Consider the following 20657-nt stretch of genomic DNA (forward strand, 5'->3'; position numbering starts at 1 on the left):
TCCTTATGTACAATAATAAAGCGAAAGTACCAGACGCATCGTCTGGTACTTCCATTATTACACAACATATCGTTCCGCTTCAATTAATGCTGCTGCCGCTTCACGTTTTTTCGCAATGACGTTGATTGGCGTATGACGCGTTAATTTACGCAATGCGGAAAGCATCATGCGCAACATGTCCCCATGTTCCACAGCAACGATCGTTTCTTTCGCATGGGCTTCAATTTCGTTAAATGCCTCTTGGCAGAAAATTTGTGTGTACAATACTTTTTGTTTATTTTTCTCCACACCCGATTGGGCGATGGCTTTTTCCGTACGCAATAGCGCAGACTCCATCGCGTATACGTTGCTGACGATGTCTGCAATATTTACGAGCACTTCTTGTTCTTTTTCAAGTTTTGGACCGAATTTTTGCGCCGCCAGTCCCGCGACCATTAAAGCGATTTTTTTCGCATTGCGGACAAGGTACTTCTCTTGTTCAAGCACGCCATCGCCAACTTCTTCAGGCATCAACATCATTAATTCTTCTTGTAGCTGTTGCGCTTTTTGTAAAAGTGGAAGCTCCCCTTTCATCGCCTTGCGCAAATACATGCCTGGGACAAGAAGACGGTTAATTTCGTTCGTTCCTTCGAAAATACGATTAATGCGCGAATCGCGATACATGCGCTCAATTTCGTATTCTTGCATGAAACCATAGCCGCCATGAATTTGCACGCCCTCATCGACAATGTAATCAAGCATTTCCGTCGCAAATACTTTATTTAATGAGCATTCAATCGCGTATTCTGCGATCGCTTTTGCTGTTTCTTTTCCATCTTTTGCTTGTTCGTCCGTTAACTGTCCCATGCGCGCTTCAAATAAACCGACTGTACGGTAAACGGAACTTTCAGCTGCATACAATTTAGAAGCCATCGTCGCTAATTTTTCTTGTGTTAACGAAAACTTCGCGATCGGTGTTTTAAACTGTTGGCGTTGATTTGCATATTGAATCGTCACTTCAAGGGCACGTTTCGCTCCTCCAACAGCACCGACGCCAAGCTTATAACGACCGATGTTTAAAATGTTAAATGCGATAATGTGACCCTTTCCGATTTCGCCGAGCAAGTTTTCTTTCGGCACGAGCGCATCTTGTAAAATTAATGTGCGTGTCGATGAACTTTTAATCCCCATCTTCTTTTCTTCCGCTCCTGTCGATACGCCAGGGAAATCGCGCTCAACGATGAACGCTGTGAAATGCTCACCGTCTACTTTCGCATAGACGACGAATACGTCGGCAAAACCAGCGTTTGTAATCCATTGTTTTTCTCCGTTTAAAATGTAATGCGTACCTTCTGCATTTAGTTTGGCTGTCGTTTTCGCACCGAGCGCATCTGAGCCAGAGCCTGGCTCCGTTAATGCATAAGCAGCAATTTTCTCACCTGTCGCTAGCGCCGGTAAATATTTTTGTTTTTGCTCCTCTGTTCCGAACAAGACGATTGGAAGCGAGCCGATCCCAACGTGCGCACCGTGTGAAATCGAGAAGCCGCCCGCACGCGCCATTTTTTCAGCAATTAACGCCGAACTAATTTTATCTAAACTTAATCCACCGTATTCTTCTGGCACGTCCGCACCAAGCAATCCAAGCTCACCAGCTTGTTTTAAAAGAGCGACAGACCGATCAAACTCATGGTTTTCTAAATGTTCAAGTTGTGGTAATACTTCATTGACGACAAATTCTTCTGTCGTTTTGGCAATCATTTTTTGTTCGTCTGTAAAATCTTCTGGTGTAAACACTTGAGTTGGTGATACATCTTCAATTAAAAAGCTACCGCCTTGTGCAATTTGTAACGCTTTTTCCATTATTGGTTCCCCCTCTTATAATAATTCAAATACGCCAGCAGCACCCATACCGCCGCCGATACACATCGTGACAATCCCAAATTGCTCGTTGCGACGACGCATTTCATATAAAAGTGTCAACGTCAACTTCGCTCCCGTACAACCGAGCGGATGACCGAGGGCGATCGCTCCTCCGTTTACGTTTACCTTTTCTTCATCTAATCCAAGTTCGCGAATGACTTGAATCGCTTGCGAAGCAAACGCTTCATTCAGTTCTATTAAACCGATGTCAGAAAGTTCAAGTCCTGCAAGCTCGAGTGCTTTTGGAATTGCCGCAATCGGACCGATGCCCATCACTTCTGGTGGAACACCTGCTACTGCAAACGAACGGAATTTACCAAGTGGTTGTAAGCCGAGCGCTTTCGCTTTTTCGTGATCCATGACCATCACCGCAGCTGCTCCGTCACTCGTTTGGGAAGCGTTTCCGGCCGTTACTGTTCCGTTTACTGAAAAAGCAGGACGCAATTTCGCAAGTGTCTCCATATTTGTATCTGGGCGAACCCCTTCATCTTGACTAAATGTTATCTTTTTCTCTACTAATTTATTGTTTTCAATATGACGGACTGTCACTTCGACCGGCACAATTTCGTCGACAAATTTTCCTTCGGCAATCGCTTTTGCTGCTCTTTGATGACTACGAACAGCAAACGCATCTTGATCTTCTCTCGTGACACCGTACTTCATCGCTACTTGCTCGGCCGTATGTCCCATTGACATGTAGTATTCTGGCGCACTTTCTGCGAGCTTCACGTTCGGACGTACGACATGCCCCATCATCGGCACCATGCTCATCGACTCTACGCCGCCAGCAATAATTGTATCTGCATGCCCAAGCATAATTCTCTCTGCCGCATAAGCGATCGCTTGTAATCCCGATGAACAATAACGGTTGATTGTAATCGCTGGCACTGTATACGGCAAACCAGCAAGCGCCCCAATGTTGCGCGCAATATTTAACCCTTGTTCCGCTTCTGGCATAGCGCATCCGATAATAAGATCATCAATGTTTCCTTCGTAATTCCCTGCTCGCTTTAACGTTTCTTTAACAACGATCGCTCCTAAATCATCTGGTCGGACGTTAGCTAACGTCCCTTTTTTTGCTTTGCCGACAGGCGTACGCGCTCCGGCAACGATGACCGCTTCTTTCACGTCAATCCCCCCTTAGTTTCTTAACGGTTTTCCTTTCACAAGCATATGTTGCATGCGCGCTTGTGTTTTCGGCTCGCCGACAAGACTTAAAAATGCTTCGCGCTCTAAATCAAGCAAATATTGTTCGTCCACTTCTGTTCCGTACGGTACACTTCCGCCAGCAATCACGTAAGCAAGTTTTTTCGCAATTTTCAAATCGTGCTCTGAGATGTAGCCGGAATGATACATTCCTTGCGCACCAAGCAACAACGTCGCATATCCCGTTTCCCCGACAACCGGAATTTTTTTGCGCACCGGTGGTTTATATCCGCCCTCATATAACGCTAACACTGCTTGTTTGGCGTCATGAATGAGATGATCGCCATTGATCGAAATGCCATCTTGTGCGTTTAAGAAATTCAATTCACGCGCTTCTGCGGCAGACGTTGATACTTTCGCCATCGCAATTGTTTCAAACACTTTATTTGCAACTTTTTGTAGATCAAACTCCACACCGTTCGGCATGCCGCTCAAATGTTTAATATACAGCTCTTTATTTCCACCGCCACCCGGAATGAGACCGACACCGACTTCGACAAGTCCCATATACGTTTCTGCAGCCGCTTGAATGCGTGAGGCTGGCAAGCAAATTTCCGTTCCACCGCCAAGCGTCATCGCAAATGGCGCCACGACAACCGGTTTTGCGCTATATTTAATATTCATCATCGCTTGTTGGAATTGACGAACGACCATTTCAATTTCGAAATAGTTGTCATCTTGCGCTTCCATTAAAATCATCGCAAGGTTCGCACCGACACAGAAGTTTTTTCCTTGATTTCCGATGACAAGTCCTTTATAGTTGCGGTCAACTTCTTCTAACGCATAGTTAATCATTTGAACAATATCAAAACCGATCGCATTGTTTGGTGAATGAAACTCAAGTAACGCCACATCGTCACCGAGGTCGATCAAGCTTGCACCACTATTTTTCTTAATGACCCCTTTTTGTTCTTTTAAGCGCTGAATATGGATGACTTTTTCGTTTTCTTCAATCGGTTTATATTGCCCACGGTCGTAATATGATACTCGGCCATGTTCGTGTTTATAAAACGTTTCATGTCCGCTTGCCAACATTTGTTCTACCCAAGATGGTACTTGGCGACCTTCGGCTTTCATTTTTTCAACCGACTGCTTCACGCCGATTGCATCCCACGTTTCAAAAGGACCGAGCTCCCAACCAAAGCCCCATTTCATCGCACGGTCAATCGCTACGATGTCATCTGCGATTTCTCCAAGCAGCTCAGCCGAATATAATAACGTTGGACTTAAAATGTTCCAAAGCAATTGCCCTGCGCGGTCGTTCGCATATACAAGCGCTTTCAATTTATTCGCTGTTCCTTTTGCTTGTTTGCTCATTTCAACAGACGGTGCCTTTAATTTTTTCGTCGGTTCGTACTCAAGCGTTTCATAATTTAATTCAAAAATGTCTTTTCCTTTCTTATAGAAAAATCCTTGACCAGATTTACTGCCGAGCCATCCTTTTTCAACCATTGTCTTCATAAAAGATGGAACGGTAAATGCTTCTTTTTCCTCACCTTCTACTTTTTCGAATACGTTGTTGGCCACATGAATAAACGTGTCTAAACCGACGACATCAAGCGTGCGGAACGTTGCACTTTTCGGACGACCGATTAATGGACCTGTCACAGAATCGACTTCGCCAACACTATAACCGCCTTTCATCATTTCACGTACCGTCACAAGCAAACCGTACGTACCGATGCGATTGGCGATAAAGTTTGGCGTATCTTTCGCAAGAACAACTCCTTTACCAAGCACGTTTTCTCCAAATTGTTTCATAAACGAAACAACCGATGGATCGGTATGTTTTGTCGGAATGACTTCTAGCAATTTTAAGTAACGTGGTGGATTGAAGAAGTGCGTGCCTAAAAAATGTTTTTTAAAGTCTTCGGAACGCCCTTCTGCCATCGCTTCGATCGAAATACCCGATGTATTTGAGCTGACGATGCTTCCCGGCTTTCTTACTGCATCAACTTTTTCAAACACACTTTTTTTCACATCAAGCCGCTCAACAACGACTTCAATAATCCAGTCACATTCTGATAAACGGTGAAAATCGTCTTCAAAGTTGCCGACTTGAATGAACGCTAAATTTTCTTTCGACATGAGCGGCGCTGGCTTTTGCTTTAGTAAACGTTCGACCGCTTGATTGACAATGCGATTGCGTACTTGTTTATGTTCGAGTGTAAGTCCTTTTGCTTCTTCTTCTTTGGTTAGTTCGCGAGGCACAATGTCTAACAACAATGTCGGAATGCCGACGTTCGCTAAATGCGCCGCAATCCCCGATCCCATAACACCAGAACCGAGAACAGCTGCTTTTTTAATTCGCATTCTCCTTCCCCCTTATCCCAATTGAATGAATGGTCATTCATTTTTCCTTTATCTTAAATATAAATTATATTTCAAATTTTCGCAACAAATAAATGTAACGAATTTTGTCAACGATTTAGGACATGATACGAAAGGAGGTGAATGGCGATGAAAATGAAAAAACACCCATCGAAAGCAGGTGTAAGTGCTGCAAGCGTAAAAGGAAATGCTGGTCCGACGGTGGAGCGTGATGGCGGTGGAAAGAAAACAAGCCAAAATCAACAATATGGAAAAGAAAATATGGGGAATGAATAAAGGTGGGACGTGCCCACCTTTATTTCTTTAGTATACCTTTTAACACAAATGCCACATTGGCTGGACGTTCCGCTAAACGACGCATAAAGTAGCCGTACCAATCGGTTCCGTATGGAACGTAAACCCGCATCGTGTACCCTTCGCGCACTAATTGTTCTTGACGCTCTGGGCGAATGCCGTACAACATTTGAAATTCAAATTGATCGTTTGGAATGTTATGTTCTTTCACGAGCTGTTTCGTATATTCGATAATCGCATCATCGTGTGTCGCAACAGCTGTGTAGTTGCCATTTAATAAATGCATTTTAATAATCTTTTTAAAGTTTTCATCTACATCTTTTTTATCTGGAAAAGCCACTTCTGGCGACTCTTTATACGCCCCTTTCACAAGGCGTAAATTTGGATGATACGCATTTAAATCTTCAATATCTTTTTCCGTGCGATACAAATATGCTTGCAATACAGTTCCAACATTGTCGTACTCTTTTTTCAACTGTTTAAAAATATCGATCGTCTTTTGACAACGAGAATAGTCTTCCATATCAATTGTCACAAATACGCCATGGGCTTTTGCTTCATCTAAAATGCGACGCATATTTTTCATCACAAGTTCATCGGAAATGTCCAATCCCATCGACGTCATTTTTAGCGATAGTTGTGAATTTAATTTATTTTCACCAATCGCACGAATCGCCTCAATCGAATGGTTCGCCATTTCATTTGCTTCTTGTTCATTGTCAACAAATTCCCCTAAATAGTCGATGGTGACCGCTAGTCCTTTACGATTGAGCTCTCTAATCACGTCTACTGCACGTTCAATCGTTTCCCCTGCTACAAAACGCGATGCACCGAAACGAAGACCGTACCGCTTTGCCAATTTCGTTAACGTTTTATTTTTTGATAAAAATAAGAAAAAGTCGCGCATCAATTGTTCCATTGTTGTTTACCCCCTTTGCAAGCGCATCCACCCGTATTGTAACACGTTTTCAATCACTTGAATATGTTTTTGTCGAATAGTCGTATTTTTTGTCTACATGCGTATAACTATACGGCACGTGGGCAATATACAGTCGAACATAATTTTACATGGAGGGATGATCATGCAACAACAAATGAACACACAACAACATGCGATGATGGCTCAACCGCCTGAAATGATTTCAACGAAAGATGCCCTTTATTTAACAGATGCACTTTCTTGGAATTTACTCGCAATGAAAAAAGCTCATTTTTTTGCTTCTCAATGCCAAGATCAAGAAATTAAACAAGCAATTGAGCGCGTCGGACAAATGCATCAACGCCACTACCAACAACTGTTACATCAATTACAACCATCAGCGCACATGCAATAAGGAGGGTCTCACAACATGAAAGTGCAAAATACTGAAACACAAATTCCGAAAACGCCACAAATGAACGATCGCGATTTTATTAATGATATGTTATCAACTGAAAAATATATGACGGACAGTTATTGTACGTTTTTAAATGAAGCGAGTCATCAACATTTGTACGATGAAGTGTTGCGTATGTTTACGGAAACACAAAACTGTCAACGCGACTTATACAACTTAATGTTTAAAAAAGGGTGGTATGCGCTTGAACAAGCAGACCAACAAAAATTGCAACAATTTTACCAACAATTTCAAGGATATGCAAGCCAATTTCCATACAACAACATGGTGCAATAAGAAAAGCCGGCTGCTGATGCAGTCGGTTTTTATCATGCGCCCAACCATTGGACAGATACCTTGCATATAGTGTCAATGTAATGACAAAACTCGAGGAGGGAATGCTCAAATGTATGGTCGTAGACCGTTTTTCGGCTTTTTCGGTGCACCGTTTTTTGGAGGTTTTTTAGGTGGATTGCTCGGCAGTGCATTAACGCCTTACCCGTTTTACCCACCGCGTCCATATTATTACCCACCGCGCCCGTATCCGTTTTACCCGTATGGCGGCGGATGGTATTATTAAAGATGGAAAACGCTAGAGAGTCCATTGCTCCCTAGCGTTTTTTCTACGCCTGAAAAGAGAGGGCAACTTCATATGCAAACATTTCGTTTCCAAGCACATAGTCAGGACGATCTTTTGCTTTCTGCTCATGAGCTTTGCGAAACGCCTCGCTTTTTGTCCAACCTTCAAACGATTGCTTATCCTCCCATGTTGTGCACACACGCACTTCATCGTATTCTTCCAATCCTTGTGTCACATGCAGTTCCAAACGAATAAATCCTGGTGATTGCTCAATCCCTTTTCTTTCTTTGAATCGCTCAACTAATTGTGGAGCATACCCTTTTTTTACACGAATGGCATTTGTCACAACGTACATGTTTCATCTCTCCCTTTTATTTTTTTGAAATTACGAAAGGATCAGCAGTTACTTTTTTCCCTGCATACTCAACTGCATATACAACAGATTGCTCTTCATCTTTATCCGAGATCGTTGGAACTACAATCGTAGCTACTGTTCTGTCTTCACTTAACGTAATCGTTGCCGGTTGGACAACTTGCTCCTCCCCTTTATTAATCGCGACCGTTACTTTCATGTTTGCTGCGCTTAATGAAGGAACAGGAATATCAAAATATAACGTAAGCGCACCGTTCGTTGCTTCTACATAATCTAGCTCGGGTACAGGAGGCGTAATTAAATCGTTATACACTTCAGATAAGTTGTTATATTCATTTGTCAAATCTGTTCGAAACGTATCCGATAATTTTGTTAACAGCCCTTTAACTATATCGAGCGCTTTTTTCGCTTCGACAACCTTTCCATCTTCGAGAGATTCATTCGCTTTTAATAGTTGCTCGTACACCTTCACATCATTTGCATATTTATCATAAAGCGCCTTACTTTTTGAAAATTCTCCCAAAAGTAGTTTTCGAACATTTGCTTCGAACACATTGTTATATACACGAAGTTGACGATTTTGCACGTATACTTGCAACTGTTTGTGTGCTGCTTGCAACGCATCCATATCTTCATCAACAATTGCTTGCTCCAAAGCCGTTCTCATCTTTTTTGATCCTTCAAATACAACAGATGCATTCAAATACGGAATAACACGTTTAGCCATATACGTTTTATATGCACCGTCTAACTCGCTAATATATTTTTTCTTCTCTTTCCCAGCAGACTTTTGAACAGCTTGTTTCGCTTGTACATATAACTGATGTGCCTTTTTATACTCAGCTAAAACGGTCGCATGTGGCGGGATGCCCCCTGTTTTTTGAACATACGCTGTATACGTTGTATGGGCTTTTTTCATTTGCGCTTTCGCTTCATTGACGATAGTAGCCACATTCGTTTTCGCTTCTGAAACAATCGGTTGAAAAGAAAGAAGCAAACTGAAAAAGATAAAACCGATGACCTTCATATTTATAATTTTTTTCGTACTCATTGCCCCTCGAATCTCCCTTCTTTATTTTTATCAACGATCACATGCGCAAATCGTTCACCGCGTAAATCGACATCAAACGCTTGCCCAAATCCAACAACGTAACGTCCCTCCATCGGGGTAAGTTGAAAGAGCGAAAAATCAATACTTCTCAATAAATGAATCATCGGTTTGCCGTGAATGTGCTCAAACTTAGCAAAAATATGATCATTTTCGTTGTTGCCAATGTGCTTTCGCTTACACGTGAATCGAACGCGCTCTCGTGCAAACAAATTGGTTGATGCTGCTTCATCGGCAATCAACAATACCGAAACTCGCTCATTACGTTCAATATATTGAAAATGCTCAGCTGTTCGGCTAATAAAAATGTAAAAATGACTTTCATCCATCACAAAGGGGGCATAACTAATAAACGGCTCACCACGTTCATCTATTGTACTGATCATCATTGTTTTACATTGTTTCACAAACTGCATATAGCGCTCTCTTTTTTTCTCTTCCAATGTTTTCTCACCTTTTCTACGTTAAGCATGGAATGTGACACGTTTTTCGGATAGGAATAAAAAATGGCTTATCCCCTTCATAACGGATATCGACATCAATACCGAATATATCTTGAAACATTTGTTTGCAAATCACACATTGCGTGCGATCATCATATTGAATTTTTCCGTCTTTCATCACAATCATTCGATCGCTATATTGTGCCGCTTGATTAATGTCATGTAAAACCATAACGACTGTCATGCCTAATTGGTGATTCAACATTCGAATGAGTTCCATCACTTCTAATTGATGGGAAATATCTAAATATGTTGTCGGTTCATCAAGCAACAACACTTCAGGCCGTTGTGCCAGCGCCATTGCAATCCATGCGCGTTGACGCTCCCCACCAGACAAAGAGTGTAAAAATCGATATTCATACGATTGCAAATTCGTCATTTCTAATGCCCAACGAATCACTTTTTCATCTTCTTCGTTTAACGATTGAAACCAGCCTTTATGAGGGTTTCTGCCAAACTCTACAAGCTCTCGAACAGTCATATCTAATTGGTGATTGTTTGTTTGCGGCAACATCGCCATTTTTTTAGCGATCGCCTTACGACTTAACGTATGGATTTCACTTCCGTCCAATAAAACGGTCCCACCAATTGGCTTTAACACATGCGAAAGGAGACGAAGAAGCGTCGATTTTCCTGAACCGTTTGGTCCAATCAGGCTGACAATTTCTCCTTTTTGAATGTCAATATGAATATCTTCAATACAAAAATGATCCGAATGTTGATATGTGATATGTTTAGCCGAAAGCACGCACATTCCCCCTTTTATGGAGAATATATAAGAAAAACGGTCCACCTAAAAATGAAAGCAATAACCCAACTGGCAATTCAATTGGATCAAACCAACTGCGCGCGATCGTATCAGCAAACACTAGAAACGCCCCGCCCCCTAGTGCTGATAACGGCAATACAAAACGATCATCGCTTCCAACAATAAGTCGAATCATATGTGGAACGACAAGACCAATGAAGCCAATGAGCCCAGAGACGCTAACAGCGATACCTGTTAAAAATGTACTAATGACAATTAAAAAGAAACGAGAACGTTCGACATGATGCCCTAACAGTTTCGCCATCTCATCTCCTAAATGGAGAATGCGAATGTGCCGAATAGCAAGAAACGACAAAATCAATCCCGGGATGCTATAAAGCGCTAACAACTTTGCCTGCTCCATCGTCGCCCCTGAAATGACGCCTGCCATCCAAGGAAGAACCGCTTGCACACGATCACTATACAACAACATAATCGCACTCATCGTCGCTCCAATAATGGCGTTAATGGCAACACCGACTAAAATAATTCTTGCAATGGATGAACCACCTTGCCACGCTAAAGCATAAATAAGCATCGCTGTGACAAATCCTCCAATAAACGCTGCAAACGGCAACAAAATGATATATTGCGGCAGTACAATTGTAATAATGACCGCCATTAATGCCGCTCCTGACGATACACCGATAATCCCAGGGTCAGCAAGCGGATTTTTCATTACTCCTTGCATAATTGTCCCTGAAATAGCTAAACACATGCCTACAATTAATCCAACGATCGTTCTCGGCAACCGTAAGTCCCATACGATCGTATAAAACATCGAATCTTTTTCTTCTGTAAGCCCTTCCCAAACTTCATGCAATTGCAACTTCACACTTCCTGTGATGATCGAATATAAACATACGAATACAATAGAGATGAGAAGAAAAACGAACGTCCATATTCTTCTTTTCGCATAAGGATGCTTTCTTTTCTGTATTTCACTAAGAGATGTTTCCATCATGTGATCCCTCATCCACTACTTTTTCGTTTTCGCACGCACTTTTAATAGCTCTTTATTCATATGATCTAATGCATCAGTAATTTTCACACCGGGGCTTGCTGCAAATAACTCGCTCGGTAAAAAGATAACATTTTTATTTTTCACCGCTTTCAAGTTACGCCACGAACTTGTTGACATTAACTTAATCATCGCTTTTTTTGTTTCCGCATGATTCGCATGTGTGATAATGAAAATAACATCCGGATTGCTTGCGATAATGCGCTCCGTGCTCAAATTAGCGTAGCCAGGATAGTCTTTCAATTGCGAAAAGCTCGCCGCAATATTTTCCCCGCCAGCTTTTGCTAACACATCCCCAGAAAACGATGTTGGTAGAGCAACAAGTGAGCTAGCACCTGAGCCGAATAAAATGACAGCACGCACTTTCGTTTTTGTTTTACTGTATTTTTTTACTTTATTATCAATTTTTCTGACTAATACTTTCGCTGTTTGTTCTTTGTTAAATAGTTTTCCTAGCAACGTAATAGACGATTGAATATCACGAACAGAACTACCAGAAGTGATAACGACTTTCAATCCCAATGACTCTGCTTTTTGAATATGACCTAAAAAAGATGTCCCTGCAATAACAACATCTGGCTGTAAACTTACGATTTTTTCAAAGTTTGGTTGATGAATATTTCCGACTTGCGGAACTGATTGTAAGCCCGCATCAACAGGTGTCGCAGACGTCGGTCTCCCAACCACTTGTACGCCGAGCGCTCGAAGCGTATGTAGATCCCCCGGGCTTAATACAACGACACGTTGCGGTGTGCGATCAAACGTTACCGTCCGCCCTGCTAAATCTTTAATGGTTAGTCCGGTCGCTGCTTCAGCCGTCCCACCGTTGAAAGCAAACAACCCGACAAGCAAACATAAAGACAGGACATAAGAAAATAATTTCCTCATGATTTCTTTTTCTCCTTTCTAATGATTATCATTATCATTTACAAACAAAATCATAATCGATATTGATAATCTTTGTCAATAAGTTTTTCGCATATAAAAGTTATAAACGATAGAAACGTATCCAAAATAAAAAACGACCGCAAACGCAGTCGTTTTCATCTTTAATGAAGTATGGAGACGGTGGGAGTCGAACCCACGTCCAGAGATATCGCCACTTAAGCGTCTACGAGCGTAGTCGGTATATTTATGTTTCGCCGCTTCTTCCGCCTACCGACAGGCATCCGAGCAGCTAGTCTGATTGTTCTCTTCCCTCGTCCTCAGACGGCGGACTTAGGCGTAGCCCACTTGTTATGAACCCCTAGGACGCCACATGGGCGATGGCGGTAGGAGCTAGCCGCACTAATTAAGCAGCTAAAGCGTAGTTTTCTTTGCCAGTTATCTTTAAGTGACGTTTTTACGAGGACGATCCCCTCGGCTCGCAGCTTAAGCTCGATCTACCCCTGTCGAATCCGTAACGTCCCCGTATAAGAGAAACGTACGAAGGAAGCTTAAGCTTTCGTAACTGGCTGACACGTTTTATTATATCACATTTCATCCGTTTTGCAATTGTAACATATTGGCTTATTTCTGTCGTTCGCGAAAAGCGCGCTCGACTTCGCGTTGAGCTTCTTTCTTTTTCATATCTTCCCGCTTATCGTATTTTTTCTTTCCTTTTCCGACACCAAGCAGCAACTTGGCAAAGCCATCTTTAATGTACAACTTCAACGGAACGAGCGTATAACCTTGTTCTTTCGTGTAGCCGATCAACTTGTTAATTTCGCGGCGATGAAGCAGTAGTTTGCGCGTCCGCAGCGGATCGTGATTGTAACGATTTCCTTGTTCGTATGGACTAATATGCATATTATGCAAAAACACTTCACCTTTTTCCACTTTCGCGAACGAATCTTTTAAGTTCACCTTGCCTGCACGAATCGACTTAATTTCCGTTCCTTGCAATACAAGTCCCGCTTCATACGTCTCCTCAATAAAATAGTCGTGATGCGCTTTTTTATTTTGAGCGATCAGCTTTCCTTCCCCTTTTGGCATTTGTTTCCCTCCCTTCAGACAACCAATATTTTAGCAAAAATAAGAAGAAAGGAAAAGCCTCTACTGACGAGGCTCTTCTTATCGTTTTTTCTTTTTCTTCTTTTTCATGTTTGGTATATCTTCATAAAACTTTTTCTTTTTCTTCGTTTTTTTCGTTGGCCATTGCTCTTCTTTTTTCTTTTTCCGTTTTCCTTCGATGACGACTGGAGCAGCTTTCGCTTGTTTACGTTTGCGCCCTTTCATGCCGACAATTTCAAAATCGACGATACGTTCTTCTTTATTGACATTAATGACGCGCACGGTAATTTCGTCACCGATGCGGTACACTTTCCCTGTTCGCTCACCGATCATCGCATAATGCTGCTCATCGTAATGATAATAATCGTCCGTTAAATAGCTAACGTGTACAAGCCCTTCGATTGTATTCGGCAATTCAACAAACAATCCAAAGTTTGTCACCGAGCTAATAATGCCGTCAAACTCCATGCCAATTTTATCTTCCATAAACTCTGTTTTCTTCAAATCATCCGTTTCGCGCTCTGCCTCGACGGCACGACGTTCCATATTCGACGTATGTTCGGCAATTTCCGGTAACTTCTCCGCCCATTTTTGTTGCGTTTGTTCATCGATTTGCCCGTTGATTAAATACGTGCGAATGAGGCGATGCACAATTAAGTCTGGATAGCGACGAATCGGCGAGGTAAAATGCGTATAAAATTCGGTTGATAGTCCGTAGTGACCGAGACTTTCAGCATCATAGCGCGCTTGCTTCATCGAGCGAAGCATGACGGTCGACACGACCATTTCTTCCGGCTCGCCGCGCACAGCTTCTAACACTTCTTGCAAGGCACGAGGATGAATTTGGTTTCCTGTTCCTTTCACAATATAGCCGAAATTCGTAATAAACTCTAAAAAGCGCTGCAACTTTTCCGGCTTCGGGTCTTCATGCACACGATAAATAAAAGGAACGTTCATCCAATGAAAATGTTCGGCAATCGTCTCGTTTGCCGCTAACATAAATTCTTCAATTAATCGCTCCGCAACAGAACGTTCACGCAACACGACGTCATACGGTTTTCCATTTTCATCGACAAGCACTTTCGCTTCTTTAAAGTCAAAATCAATGGCGCCGCGCTTCATTCGCTTGTTTCGTAAAATATCGGCTAACTCTGCCATTAACTCAAACATCGGCACAAGCGGAGCATATTTTTCTCGAAGCTCCTCGTCTTTATCAACGAGAATGCGGTTTACATCCGAATACGTCATTCTTTCTGTCGTGCGAATAACACTTTGAAAAATTTCATGACTCACGACTTCACCGCGATCGTTTATTTCCATCTCACACGATAACGTTAATCGATCAACTTTCGGATTTAATGAACAAATGCCGTTTGACAACCGATGCGGAATCATTGGAATGACACGATCGACTAAGTAGACGCTCGTCCCACGCTCATATGCTTCACGGTCAATCGGCGAGCCTTCCGTCACATAGTGGCTTACATCCGCAATATGAACGCCAAGCTTATAGTTTCCGTTTTCTAATTTCGTCACCGTCACTGCATCATCTAAATCTTTTGCGTCTTCGCCGTCAATCGTCACAATCATTTCGTTGCGCAAGTCCCGTCGGCCCTGTAAATCTTCTTCAGAAATCGTATCAGGAATGCTGTTGGCGTGGGCGATCACCTCTTCTGGGAATTGAAGTGGCAATCCATGTTTATGAATAATGGATAAAATATCGACCCCAGGATCGTTTTTATGCCCTAAAATTTTAATAACTTCTCCTTCTGCGCTAATCCGTCCTTCTGGATACGTCGTCAAACGAACGACAACTTTATGTCCTTCGACGGCGCCATTTGCCGCATGTTTCGGAATAAAAATATCGTTGACGATTTTTTTGTCGTCTGGAATGACGAAACCGAAGTTTTTGCTTTCTGTATACGTGCCGACAATTTCCGTTACACCACGTTCAATAATGCGAACGATCGTCCCTTCTTGCCGTGCACCAGTTGGCTGTCCGCTTACACGCACAAGCACCGTATCGCCATGCATCGCATTTTTTAATTCCGACGGTGGAATAAAAATATCATCGAGCGTTGAGTCTTCAGGAATAACAAACGCAAATCCTTTCGCATGCCCGGTCACTTTCCCGCGAATTAAGTTCATTTTCTCAGGTAGCCCGTAGCGATTGCTTCTCGTTCGCACAATCAATCCTTCTTCTTCAAGCGCAACGAGCGCTTTGACAAGTTCTTTAAACTCGGCGGCATCCACAATGTGAAACGCCTCTTCTAACTCTTGAACAGTAAGCGGTTTGTACGCTTCATCGCGCATAAACGCTAATAATTTTTCTTTCATTCAATCCCTCCTTTTGAGGATTACCAATCTAATGATTCTAAAAACGTATAAATGTCTTCATGAAGCTGTTCTTTTTCTTTATCAAGCGTAATGACGTGCCCTGACTCCTCATACCACTTCATTTGTTTTACCGGAGATTCGACGCCGTTATAAATAATATTTGCACTATCTGGGTTAATCATGTCATCATGGCGCGCTTGTACGACAAAAATAGGGGCATAAATGAAATCTAAATGATCGCGCACTTCGGCAATCAGTTGTTGCAATGCTTTTAATGTCTTCATCGGCGTTTTGGCAAACTCCATCATTTCCCGCTCGATTTGTTCCTCACTTTTTCCTTCACGTTTTTTATATTCGCGAGCGTATGCCAAAACTCCTTCGTACATCGTTTGTTCGCTTTTGATATACATCGGGGCACACATTGGTACGATGCCGACAACAGGAACAGTATAGCCAAGTTTTAACGAAAACACACCGCCAAGCGATAAGCCTACAACGGCGATTTTTTCATGTTTTTGTTTTAAGTGTTCATAGGCATTTATGACGTCTTGCCACCAATCTTCTGGACCGGTATGAACGAGCTCTTCTGGCGGCACGCCATGTCCTTTGTAAATTGGGGCATGACACGTATATCCTTTCGCTTGTAAAAAACGCCCAAGTATCCGCACATCCGCTGAGTTGCCAGTGAATCCATGCAATAATAAAACAGCCCGCTCACCAGCTTCAAACGTAAACGGTTGTGGGGGAATCATCTTCATCACTCATGTCTCCTTTCTTTCCAACAGAAAAGGCAGCCCTTTTCGAATGGACCGCCCTTTCCCCATATTTTACAATTGGAAATACGTCACCGCAATCGCTAATACGAAAAATAATACGGCTAAAACAACGGTAATTCGATGCAGCACGGCATCTAATCCGCGCGCTTTTTGCTTGCCAAACAATTGTTCAGCACCGCCTGTAATCGCGCCCGAAAGCCCTGCGCTCCGGCCAGATTGCAATAACACCACAACAATCATCCCGAGCGATACAATCACTAACAACGTAACAAGCAACGCATGCATGTCCAACACCTCCAACGACGCACATCACAATAGTTTTATTTTAACATAACACTATTTATTTGTACAACGGACAAAAAGATACGGGATAAAACTTTATTAAAACATCAGACAAATCATATGCTATAAAAACGACAGAAAGATTGCGAAATTTGTCGAAAATATCTCGTTTCCCCCCCCCCCCATAAATCTCATGTTATAGTAAATGTGTGAAAACTGAGATGATTTCGTCATATGAGGAATGAGGGAACAAAGAATATGTCTTTTTGGGGTTCATTAAATAAATGGGGGCATTCAGTCAGTAAAAAGATCGAACAGACGACGAAACATGTTGCCAACGACTTCAAAAAGGTAGAAAAGACGATTCAACAAGCAGAAAAGAAAGCGGAATCTGTCACTAAACAAATCGTAAAAGATACGATTCAAATTAGCCAAAAAGCAAAAGAAGCTTTTCAACGAGCAGAGAAACAAATAGAGAAAGCAGGAAAACACATCGCCAATGACGTAAAAAAAGCAGAAAAAGCCGTACATCAAACGATCAACCATGTAGAAAAGAAAGCGGAGCAAATAACGAAACAAGCGCTGAAAGACACGGTACATATTAGTCAGAAAGCGCAAACGGCGTTTCGTGAGGAGGAAAAGAAAACAGAACAAATGACAAAACAGATCGTTCATCATGCGAAAAAAACTACATCTGAAGCCGTCCATTCTGTGAAACAAACGTTGAAAGATACAGAAAAAGCAATGGGACGCGGTACCCATCAACTAGAAAAGAAAGCAGGACTTGCTGTTAAACAATCTGCTCATGATATAATGAACATAGGACAACGTGCTGAAAAAACTGTTCTGTCCGTAGCGAAACATGCAGAACAATCATGGTACAGCTTTAAGAAACATCCGATCGAAAGCACCAAAGAGTTTGTCACAGGTGCAGGGGATGCAGCGTTATCGGATATGACATTAAACGTTGTACAAAAGCGCTCAGATTACAGGAAACATCCGACAGCGTACAAAGCAGGACAAGTGTTCGGACATGCAGTGGCAACAATCGCAGGCGTCATGGAAACGACAGGTTCCGTTGCCATTGGTACAGGTGGAATGGTGCTTAACGCCACAGGAATAGGAGCTGTCATTGGAACACCTGCCACTGCCATTGCCGCTGCGGGAGTGACCCATGGAGCCACTTTGACGGCAACAGGAAGCACGAACTTCGCCAAAAGTGCCAAGGAATTATATCAGCGAATGAGCCGGAGTGAAGGTTCTTCAGGGGGAGTGTCTAAGGGTAATGTTAAACATACAGGTAAATCTCAACTTGAACAAAACAAAGCTAAAGGAGATGCTTTTGAAAAGGAAGTTGTTAACAAAATATCTTCAGACCCTAATAATATTAATGTAAGACAACAAATAACTGTTAAAACTAAAAGTGGGGTTAGAACAAGAATTGATATTGTTTCTAAAAATAGTCAAACAGGGCAAATACAATGTGTAGAATGTAAAGCTTCCCCTACAGCACCACTAACAAAAAATCAAAAGAAAGCTTTTCCAGAGATTGAACAATCGGGGGCTACGGTTGTAGGAAAAGGAAAAGCTCCTTATACGGGTGGAACCAAAATTGCTCCGACAAAAGTAGAAATTATTCGAAAAAAATAAATTTGGAGTGATGACAAGTGCCGTTACAAAATACTAACGAAGTTGACATTATTAGTTTAAATAAGGAAACAGGGATTGTAACTTTGGGGATTATTGATTCCCTTGAGTGGGAAAATGAAGAGGAACATTTATTACTTCTCCAAGAAAAAATAAATGTATACTTAAGTTTTATTGAAAGCGGAGAAATATATTCTACTTATGAGGATGCAAAAGGGCGAGAGTTCGAAATAAAAATTTATTTCAAAGACAAATTTCCTGATAAATGCAAGGACTTTTTAGAGAAAGTCTCCGAAATTCTTAACGATGCAGGGTACTATTTTAATTTTCAGGTTGGTATATAATATCTTAAGGTAACTATTCACCCCGATAGTAGTATGTAAAAAAGCGCAACACAAATAGGGCATCTCCGTGATAGAAAATGCCCTAAGTGATAGAAAGAACACGATCGAGCGTGTCGCCCGTCAACAGAAGACATAACGAGTCCCACACGTTTTTTTCGTGTTTCGCGAGTGTGGAAACGATGCTTCTTGTGATACAAAAAGACTGGGCGAATGTTTCTTCGCGAAACGTACCCGAAATGTTCTCTTTGACTTTAACCATGCGAAGATCGCGTTCGGCTTGGTTGTTGTCAAAGGGCACATGCACTTCACATAAGAAACGCAGCGCTTCTTCCTTTCGTTTTTGAAGCCGTCGAATAAAAGCGAGTGCTTTTTTCGGAGGAGGCGTCATCGTTTCCAATCGGTGCTGTGCTTTCGCTAGGATGCGATCATACACTCGTTCCCATCGTTTCGCTTCTTCTTCGGAAAGTGCACCGTGATGGGCTTCGACGGCTTGTTTGGCGGCTAACAGAAACGTGGTCATGCGCGCTGCCCATGTATGCCCTTGTTCGGTGAAACCCTTCAATTCACGCAAATGATGGACGTGACAAAGGGCATGGGTGGCTTGCGTGTATTTTGGATACGTACCGAACGCATCATGCATCATCGTTCCTTCATATCGGGGAAGAATCCCAATGTCATCGGTCGCTTTCTTCCCACGAGAAGCGTGAGAAGCCAAGTACGTGTATTTTGATGTACACGCGACATGCACCCATGCGAGTTTCCCATTGATGCGTAAACTCGTTTCATCGACATGCAAGATGTTGGATTCAAGTAAGGCGTCTTCGATGATGTCCATATTCGATTCTAGCGCTTCGCGTCCTCGTTTCACCATATTGGCAAGAGTTCCCGTACTAACCGAGTGTTGATATAATGCTTCGATCGTATCACTCAAACGTTTGTACGGGATCAATTGGATATGATGCAAATAAACAACGAGCGCCGTGAGACGTGGACCGTATTGCACATGATTCGTGACATGTGGTGGAAACTCCGCTTGTTGAACACATCGGCAATGTGGACAGGATTTCACTTCACGTTCATGTTGTGTCACCTCGATCGCCACAGGAGGGACATCAAACACTTGACGGATATCGACTTTGAACGGTTTGACTTCACGCAAAGAAGCCCCACATCCTTGACACGTGTTCACACGATGGACGACACGATGATGTGGATGTTCCACTTGACGGAGCGTCGTTCCTTGATGTCCTTCTTGTCCGCCTGGCTTGTTGCCAGATGGCTTGCGAGAAGAATGGGTGTGGACAAAACGGTCAGAAGATGGGGGCAAATGGCTATTGGAGCTGTTTTTTTTCGTGCGTGCTTCCAGCTCTTGAACACGGTACTTCAGTTGTTCATTTTCTTTGCGTAGTTGTTTGTTTTCGTGACGCAAATGTTCATTTTCTTGAACGAGTTGATGAATGAGCTGTTTTTGTTGTTGAACTTTGCCGATTAAGCTCTCAACTGTAAATACAGCTTGTTGTACCGTCAACATGCGATTCACCTCCTTGTCTATCAATATTCACATCATAGACAAGGAAAGAAGAAAATATTCAGCTCACTTTATGATGTGGCTGAATAGTTACGTGTTCAAATTGCTTAAATCGGGTTAATGTTTTTAATGCTGCTAAAAAGGCAAGTCCCTGTGGTAAATCGATCATCATCAGGATCACGATCAGAGCCCGCTCTAGCATGCCGATGATTTGGCCAATTTTGGCTGGTGAATCGTCAACTACCCCCACTT

Annotated in this window: 21 protein-coding genes and 1 other RNA gene; 6 read left to right on the forward strand and 16 right to left on the reverse strand. The window is 42.4% G+C overall.

The window, feature by feature from the left end:
- Positions 1-57 precede the first annotated feature (57 nt).
- Genes ACPF7I_RS12645 through ACPF7I_RS12655 form a run of 3 tightly spaced genes read right to left on the reverse strand, consistent with a single transcriptional unit; the run spans position 58 to position 5418 of the window.
- A complete protein-coding gene (locus ACPF7I_RS12645; protein ID WP_430746056.1) occupies positions 58-1839 on the reverse strand; it encodes an acyl-CoA dehydrogenase family protein in 1782 nt (593 codons plus the stop codon).
- Between the two features lie 15 nt (positions 1840-1854).
- Positions 1855-3027, reverse strand: coding sequence for an acetyl-CoA C-acetyltransferase (locus ACPF7I_RS12650; protein ID WP_430746055.1), 1173 nt, complete (start codon positions 3025-3027; stop codon positions 1855-1857).
- 12 nt (positions 3028-3039) lie between these two features.
- Positions 3040-5418, reverse strand: coding sequence for a 3-hydroxyacyl-CoA dehydrogenase NAD-binding domain-containing protein (locus tag ACPF7I_RS12655; protein WP_430746054.1), 2379 nt, complete (start codon positions 5416-5418; stop codon positions 3040-3042).
- 147 nt (positions 5419-5565) lie between these two features.
- On the opposite strand from ACPF7I_RS12655, the gene ACPF7I_RS12660 reads away from it, so the two are divergent.
- Complete coding sequence (locus ACPF7I_RS12660) at positions 5566-5712, forward strand: YuzL family protein (RefSeq protein ID WP_009362277.1); 147 nt, start codon at positions 5566-5568, stop codon at positions 5710-5712.
- A 19-nt stretch (positions 5713-5731) separates the two neighbouring features.
- Here ACPF7I_RS12660 and ACPF7I_RS12665 read toward each other — a convergent pair whose 3' ends face one another.
- Positions 5732-6649, reverse strand: coding sequence for a proline dehydrogenase family protein (locus ACPF7I_RS12665; protein ID WP_430746053.1), 918 nt, complete (start codon positions 6647-6649; stop codon positions 5732-5734).
- Between the two features lie 163 nt (positions 6650-6812).
- Here ACPF7I_RS12665 and ACPF7I_RS12670 point away from each other — a divergent pair, with 163 nt between their 5' ends.
- From ACPF7I_RS12670 to ACPF7I_RS12680, 3 genes are all read left to right on the forward strand, one after another.
- Positions 6813-7064 carry a hypothetical protein gene (locus ACPF7I_RS12670; RefSeq protein ID WP_009362279.1) on the forward strand — a complete coding sequence of 84 codons (252 nt, stop codon included), beginning with the start codon at positions 6813-6815 and terminating at the stop codon, positions 7062-7064.
- 15 nt (positions 7065-7079) lie between these two features.
- On the forward strand, positions 7080-7403 hold the full coding sequence (locus ACPF7I_RS12675) for a spore coat protein (protein WP_430746052.1): 324 nt from the start codon (positions 7080-7082) through the stop codon (positions 7401-7403).
- Positions 7404-7512: 109 nt separating this feature from the next.
- Complete coding sequence (locus ACPF7I_RS12680; protein ID WP_009362281.1) at positions 7513-7686, forward strand: hypothetical protein; 174 nt, start codon at positions 7513-7515, stop codon at positions 7684-7686.
- A gap of 43 nt (positions 7687-7729) precedes the next feature.
- Here ACPF7I_RS12680 and ACPF7I_RS12685 read toward each other — a convergent pair whose 3' ends face one another.
- The 11 genes from ACPF7I_RS12685 to secG form a co-directional block, all read right to left on the reverse strand.
- A complete protein-coding gene (locus tag ACPF7I_RS12685; RefSeq protein WP_219985985.1) occupies positions 7730-8041 on the reverse strand; it encodes an antibiotic biosynthesis monooxygenase in 312 nt (103 codons plus the stop codon).
- A gap of 16 nt (positions 8042-8057) precedes the next feature.
- A complete protein-coding gene (locus ACPF7I_RS12690; protein ID WP_430746051.1) occupies positions 8058-9110 on the reverse strand; it encodes a Surface layer protein in 1053 nt (350 codons plus the stop codon).
- Positions 9107-9610, reverse strand: coding sequence for a HugZ family protein (locus ACPF7I_RS12695; RefSeq protein ID WP_430746050.1), 504 nt, complete (start codon positions 9608-9610; stop codon positions 9107-9109). The genes ACPF7I_RS12690 and ACPF7I_RS12695 overlap by 4 nt, the downstream gene beginning before the upstream one ends.
- A gap of 16 nt (positions 9611-9626) precedes the next feature.
- Complete coding sequence (locus ACPF7I_RS12700; RefSeq protein WP_430746049.1) at positions 9627-10418, reverse strand: ABC transporter ATP-binding protein; 792 nt, start codon at positions 10416-10418, stop codon at positions 9627-9629.
- Complete coding sequence (locus ACPF7I_RS12705; protein WP_430746258.1) at positions 10405-11439, reverse strand: FecCD family ABC transporter permease; 1035 nt, start codon at positions 11437-11439, stop codon at positions 10405-10407. Before ACPF7I_RS12705 ends, ACPF7I_RS12700 begins: the two co-directional genes overlap by 14 nt.
- 18 nt (positions 11440-11457) lie before the next feature.
- Entirely contained in the window at positions 11458-12387 is a 930-nt protein-coding gene (locus ACPF7I_RS12710; RefSeq protein WP_219985990.1) for an ABC transporter substrate-binding protein, read from the reverse strand.
- Positions 12388-12556: 169 nt separating this feature from the next.
- Positions 12557-12909: a transfer-messenger RNA gene (gene ssrA / locus ACPF7I_RS12715) on the reverse strand.
- Positions 12910-13008: 99 nt separating this feature from the next.
- Positions 13009-13473 carry an SsrA-binding protein SmpB gene (gene smpB / locus ACPF7I_RS12720; protein ID WP_003399367.1) on the reverse strand — a complete coding sequence of 155 codons (465 nt, stop codon included), beginning with the start codon at positions 13471-13473 and terminating at the stop codon, positions 13009-13011.
- A 78-nt stretch (positions 13474-13551) separates the two neighbouring features.
- Positions 13552-15828 (reverse strand): ribonuclease R, encoded by a 2277-nt coding sequence (gene rnr, locus ACPF7I_RS12725; RefSeq protein ID WP_430746048.1) that lies wholly within the window; start codon positions 15826-15828, stop codon positions 13552-13554.
- 20 nt (positions 15829-15848) lie between these two features.
- Positions 15849-16586 carry an alpha/beta hydrolase gene (locus ACPF7I_RS12730; protein WP_219985992.1) on the reverse strand — a complete coding sequence of 246 codons (738 nt, stop codon included), beginning with the start codon at positions 16584-16586 and terminating at the stop codon, positions 15849-15851.
- Positions 16587-16655: 69 nt separating this feature from the next.
- A complete protein-coding gene (secG, locus tag ACPF7I_RS12735) occupies positions 16656-16889 on the reverse strand; it encodes a preprotein translocase subunit SecG (protein WP_066322822.1) in 234 nt (77 codons plus the stop codon).
- Positions 16890-17144: 255 nt separating this feature from the next.
- On the opposite strand from secG, the gene ACPF7I_RS12740 reads away from it, so the two are divergent.
- A complete protein-coding gene (locus ACPF7I_RS12740; protein ID WP_430746047.1) occupies positions 17145-18536 on the forward strand; it encodes a hypothetical protein in 1392 nt (463 codons plus the stop codon).
- A 17-nt stretch (positions 18537-18553) separates the two neighbouring features.
- Positions 18554-18877 (forward strand): DUF6572 domain-containing protein, encoded by a 324-nt coding sequence (locus ACPF7I_RS12745; RefSeq protein ID WP_430746046.1) that lies wholly within the window; start codon positions 18554-18556, stop codon positions 18875-18877.
- An 82-nt stretch (positions 18878-18959) separates the two neighbouring features.
- Here the strand turns inward: ACPF7I_RS12745 and tnpC are convergent, their stop codons facing one another.
- Positions 18960-20408, reverse strand: a complete 1449-nt coding sequence (tnpC, locus tag ACPF7I_RS12750) for an IS66 family transposase (RefSeq protein ID WP_430746045.1) — start codon at positions 20406-20408, stop codon at positions 18960-18962.
- Positions 20409-20657: the final 249 nt, after the last annotated feature.

This window comes from Anoxybacillus dikiliensis (assembly GCF_050613275.1).
GTDB lineage: Bacteria > Bacillota > Bacilli > Bacillales > Anoxybacillaceae > Anoxybacillus.

What these genes read in the sequence shown, in the direction of transcription:
- ACPF7I_RS12645 (WP_430746056.1), bottom strand. Translation starts at nt 1,839, where the DNA reads ATGGAAAAAGCGTTACAAATTGCACAAGGCGGTAGCTTTTTAATTGAA.
- ACPF7I_RS12655 (WP_430746054.1), bottom strand. Translation starts at nt 5,418, where the DNA reads ATGCGAATTAAAAAAGCAGCTGTTCTCGGTTCTGGTGTTATGGGATCG.
- ACPF7I_RS12660 (WP_009362277.1), top strand. Translation starts at nt 5,566, where the DNA reads ATGAAAATGAAAAAACACCCATCGAAAGCAGGTGTAAGTGCTGCAAGC.
- ACPF7I_RS12665 (WP_430746053.1), bottom strand. Translation starts at nt 6,649, where the DNA reads ATGGAACAATTGATGCGCGACTTTTTCTTATTTTTATCAAAAAATAAA.
- ACPF7I_RS12670 (WP_009362279.1), top strand. Translation starts at nt 6,813, where the DNA reads ATGCAACAACAAATGAACACACAACAACATGCGATGATGGCTCAACCG.
- ACPF7I_RS12675 (WP_430746052.1), top strand. Translation starts at nt 7,080, where the DNA reads ATGAAAGTGCAAAATACTGAAACACAAATTCCGAAAACGCCACAAATG.
- ACPF7I_RS12680 (WP_009362281.1), top strand. Translation starts at nt 7,513, where the DNA reads ATGTATGGTCGTAGACCGTTTTTCGGCTTTTTCGGTGCACCGTTTTTT.
- ACPF7I_RS12685 (WP_219985985.1), bottom strand. Translation starts at nt 8,041, where the DNA reads ATGTACGTTGTGACAAATGCCATTCGTGTAAAAAAAGGGTATGCTCCA.
- ACPF7I_RS12690 (WP_430746051.1), bottom strand. Translation starts at nt 9,110, where the DNA reads ATGAGTACGAAAAAAATTATAAATATGAAGGTCATCGGTTTTATCTTT.
- ACPF7I_RS12705 (WP_430746258.1), bottom strand. Translation starts at nt 11,439, where the DNA reads ATGGAAACATCTCTTAGTGAAATACAGAAAAGAAAGCATCCTTATGCG.
- ACPF7I_RS12710 (WP_219985990.1), bottom strand. Translation starts at nt 12,387, where the DNA reads ATGAGGAAATTATTTTCTTATGTCCTGTCTTTATGTTTGCTTGTCGGG.
- smpB (WP_003399367.1), bottom strand. Translation starts at nt 13,473, where the DNA reads ATGCCAAAAGGGGAAGGAAAGCTGATCGCTCAAAATAAAAAAGCGCAT.
- rnr (WP_430746048.1), bottom strand. Translation starts at nt 15,828, where the DNA reads ATGAAAGAAAAATTATTAGCGTTTATGCGCGATGAAGCGTACAAACCG.
- ACPF7I_RS12730 (WP_219985992.1), bottom strand. Translation starts at nt 16,586, where the DNA reads ATGAAGATGATTCCCCCACAACCGTTTACGTTTGAAGCTGGTGAGCGG.
- secG (WP_066322822.1), bottom strand. Translation starts at nt 16,889, where the DNA reads ATGCATGCGTTGCTTGTTACGTTGTTAGTGATTGTATCGCTCGGGATG.
- ACPF7I_RS12740 (WP_430746047.1), top strand. Translation starts at nt 17,145, where the DNA reads ATGTCTTTTTGGGGTTCATTAAATAAATGGGGGCATTCAGTCAGTAAA.
- tnpC (WP_430746045.1), bottom strand. Translation starts at nt 20,408, where the DNA reads ATGTTGACGGTACAACAAGCTGTATTTACAGTTGAGAGCTTAATCGGC.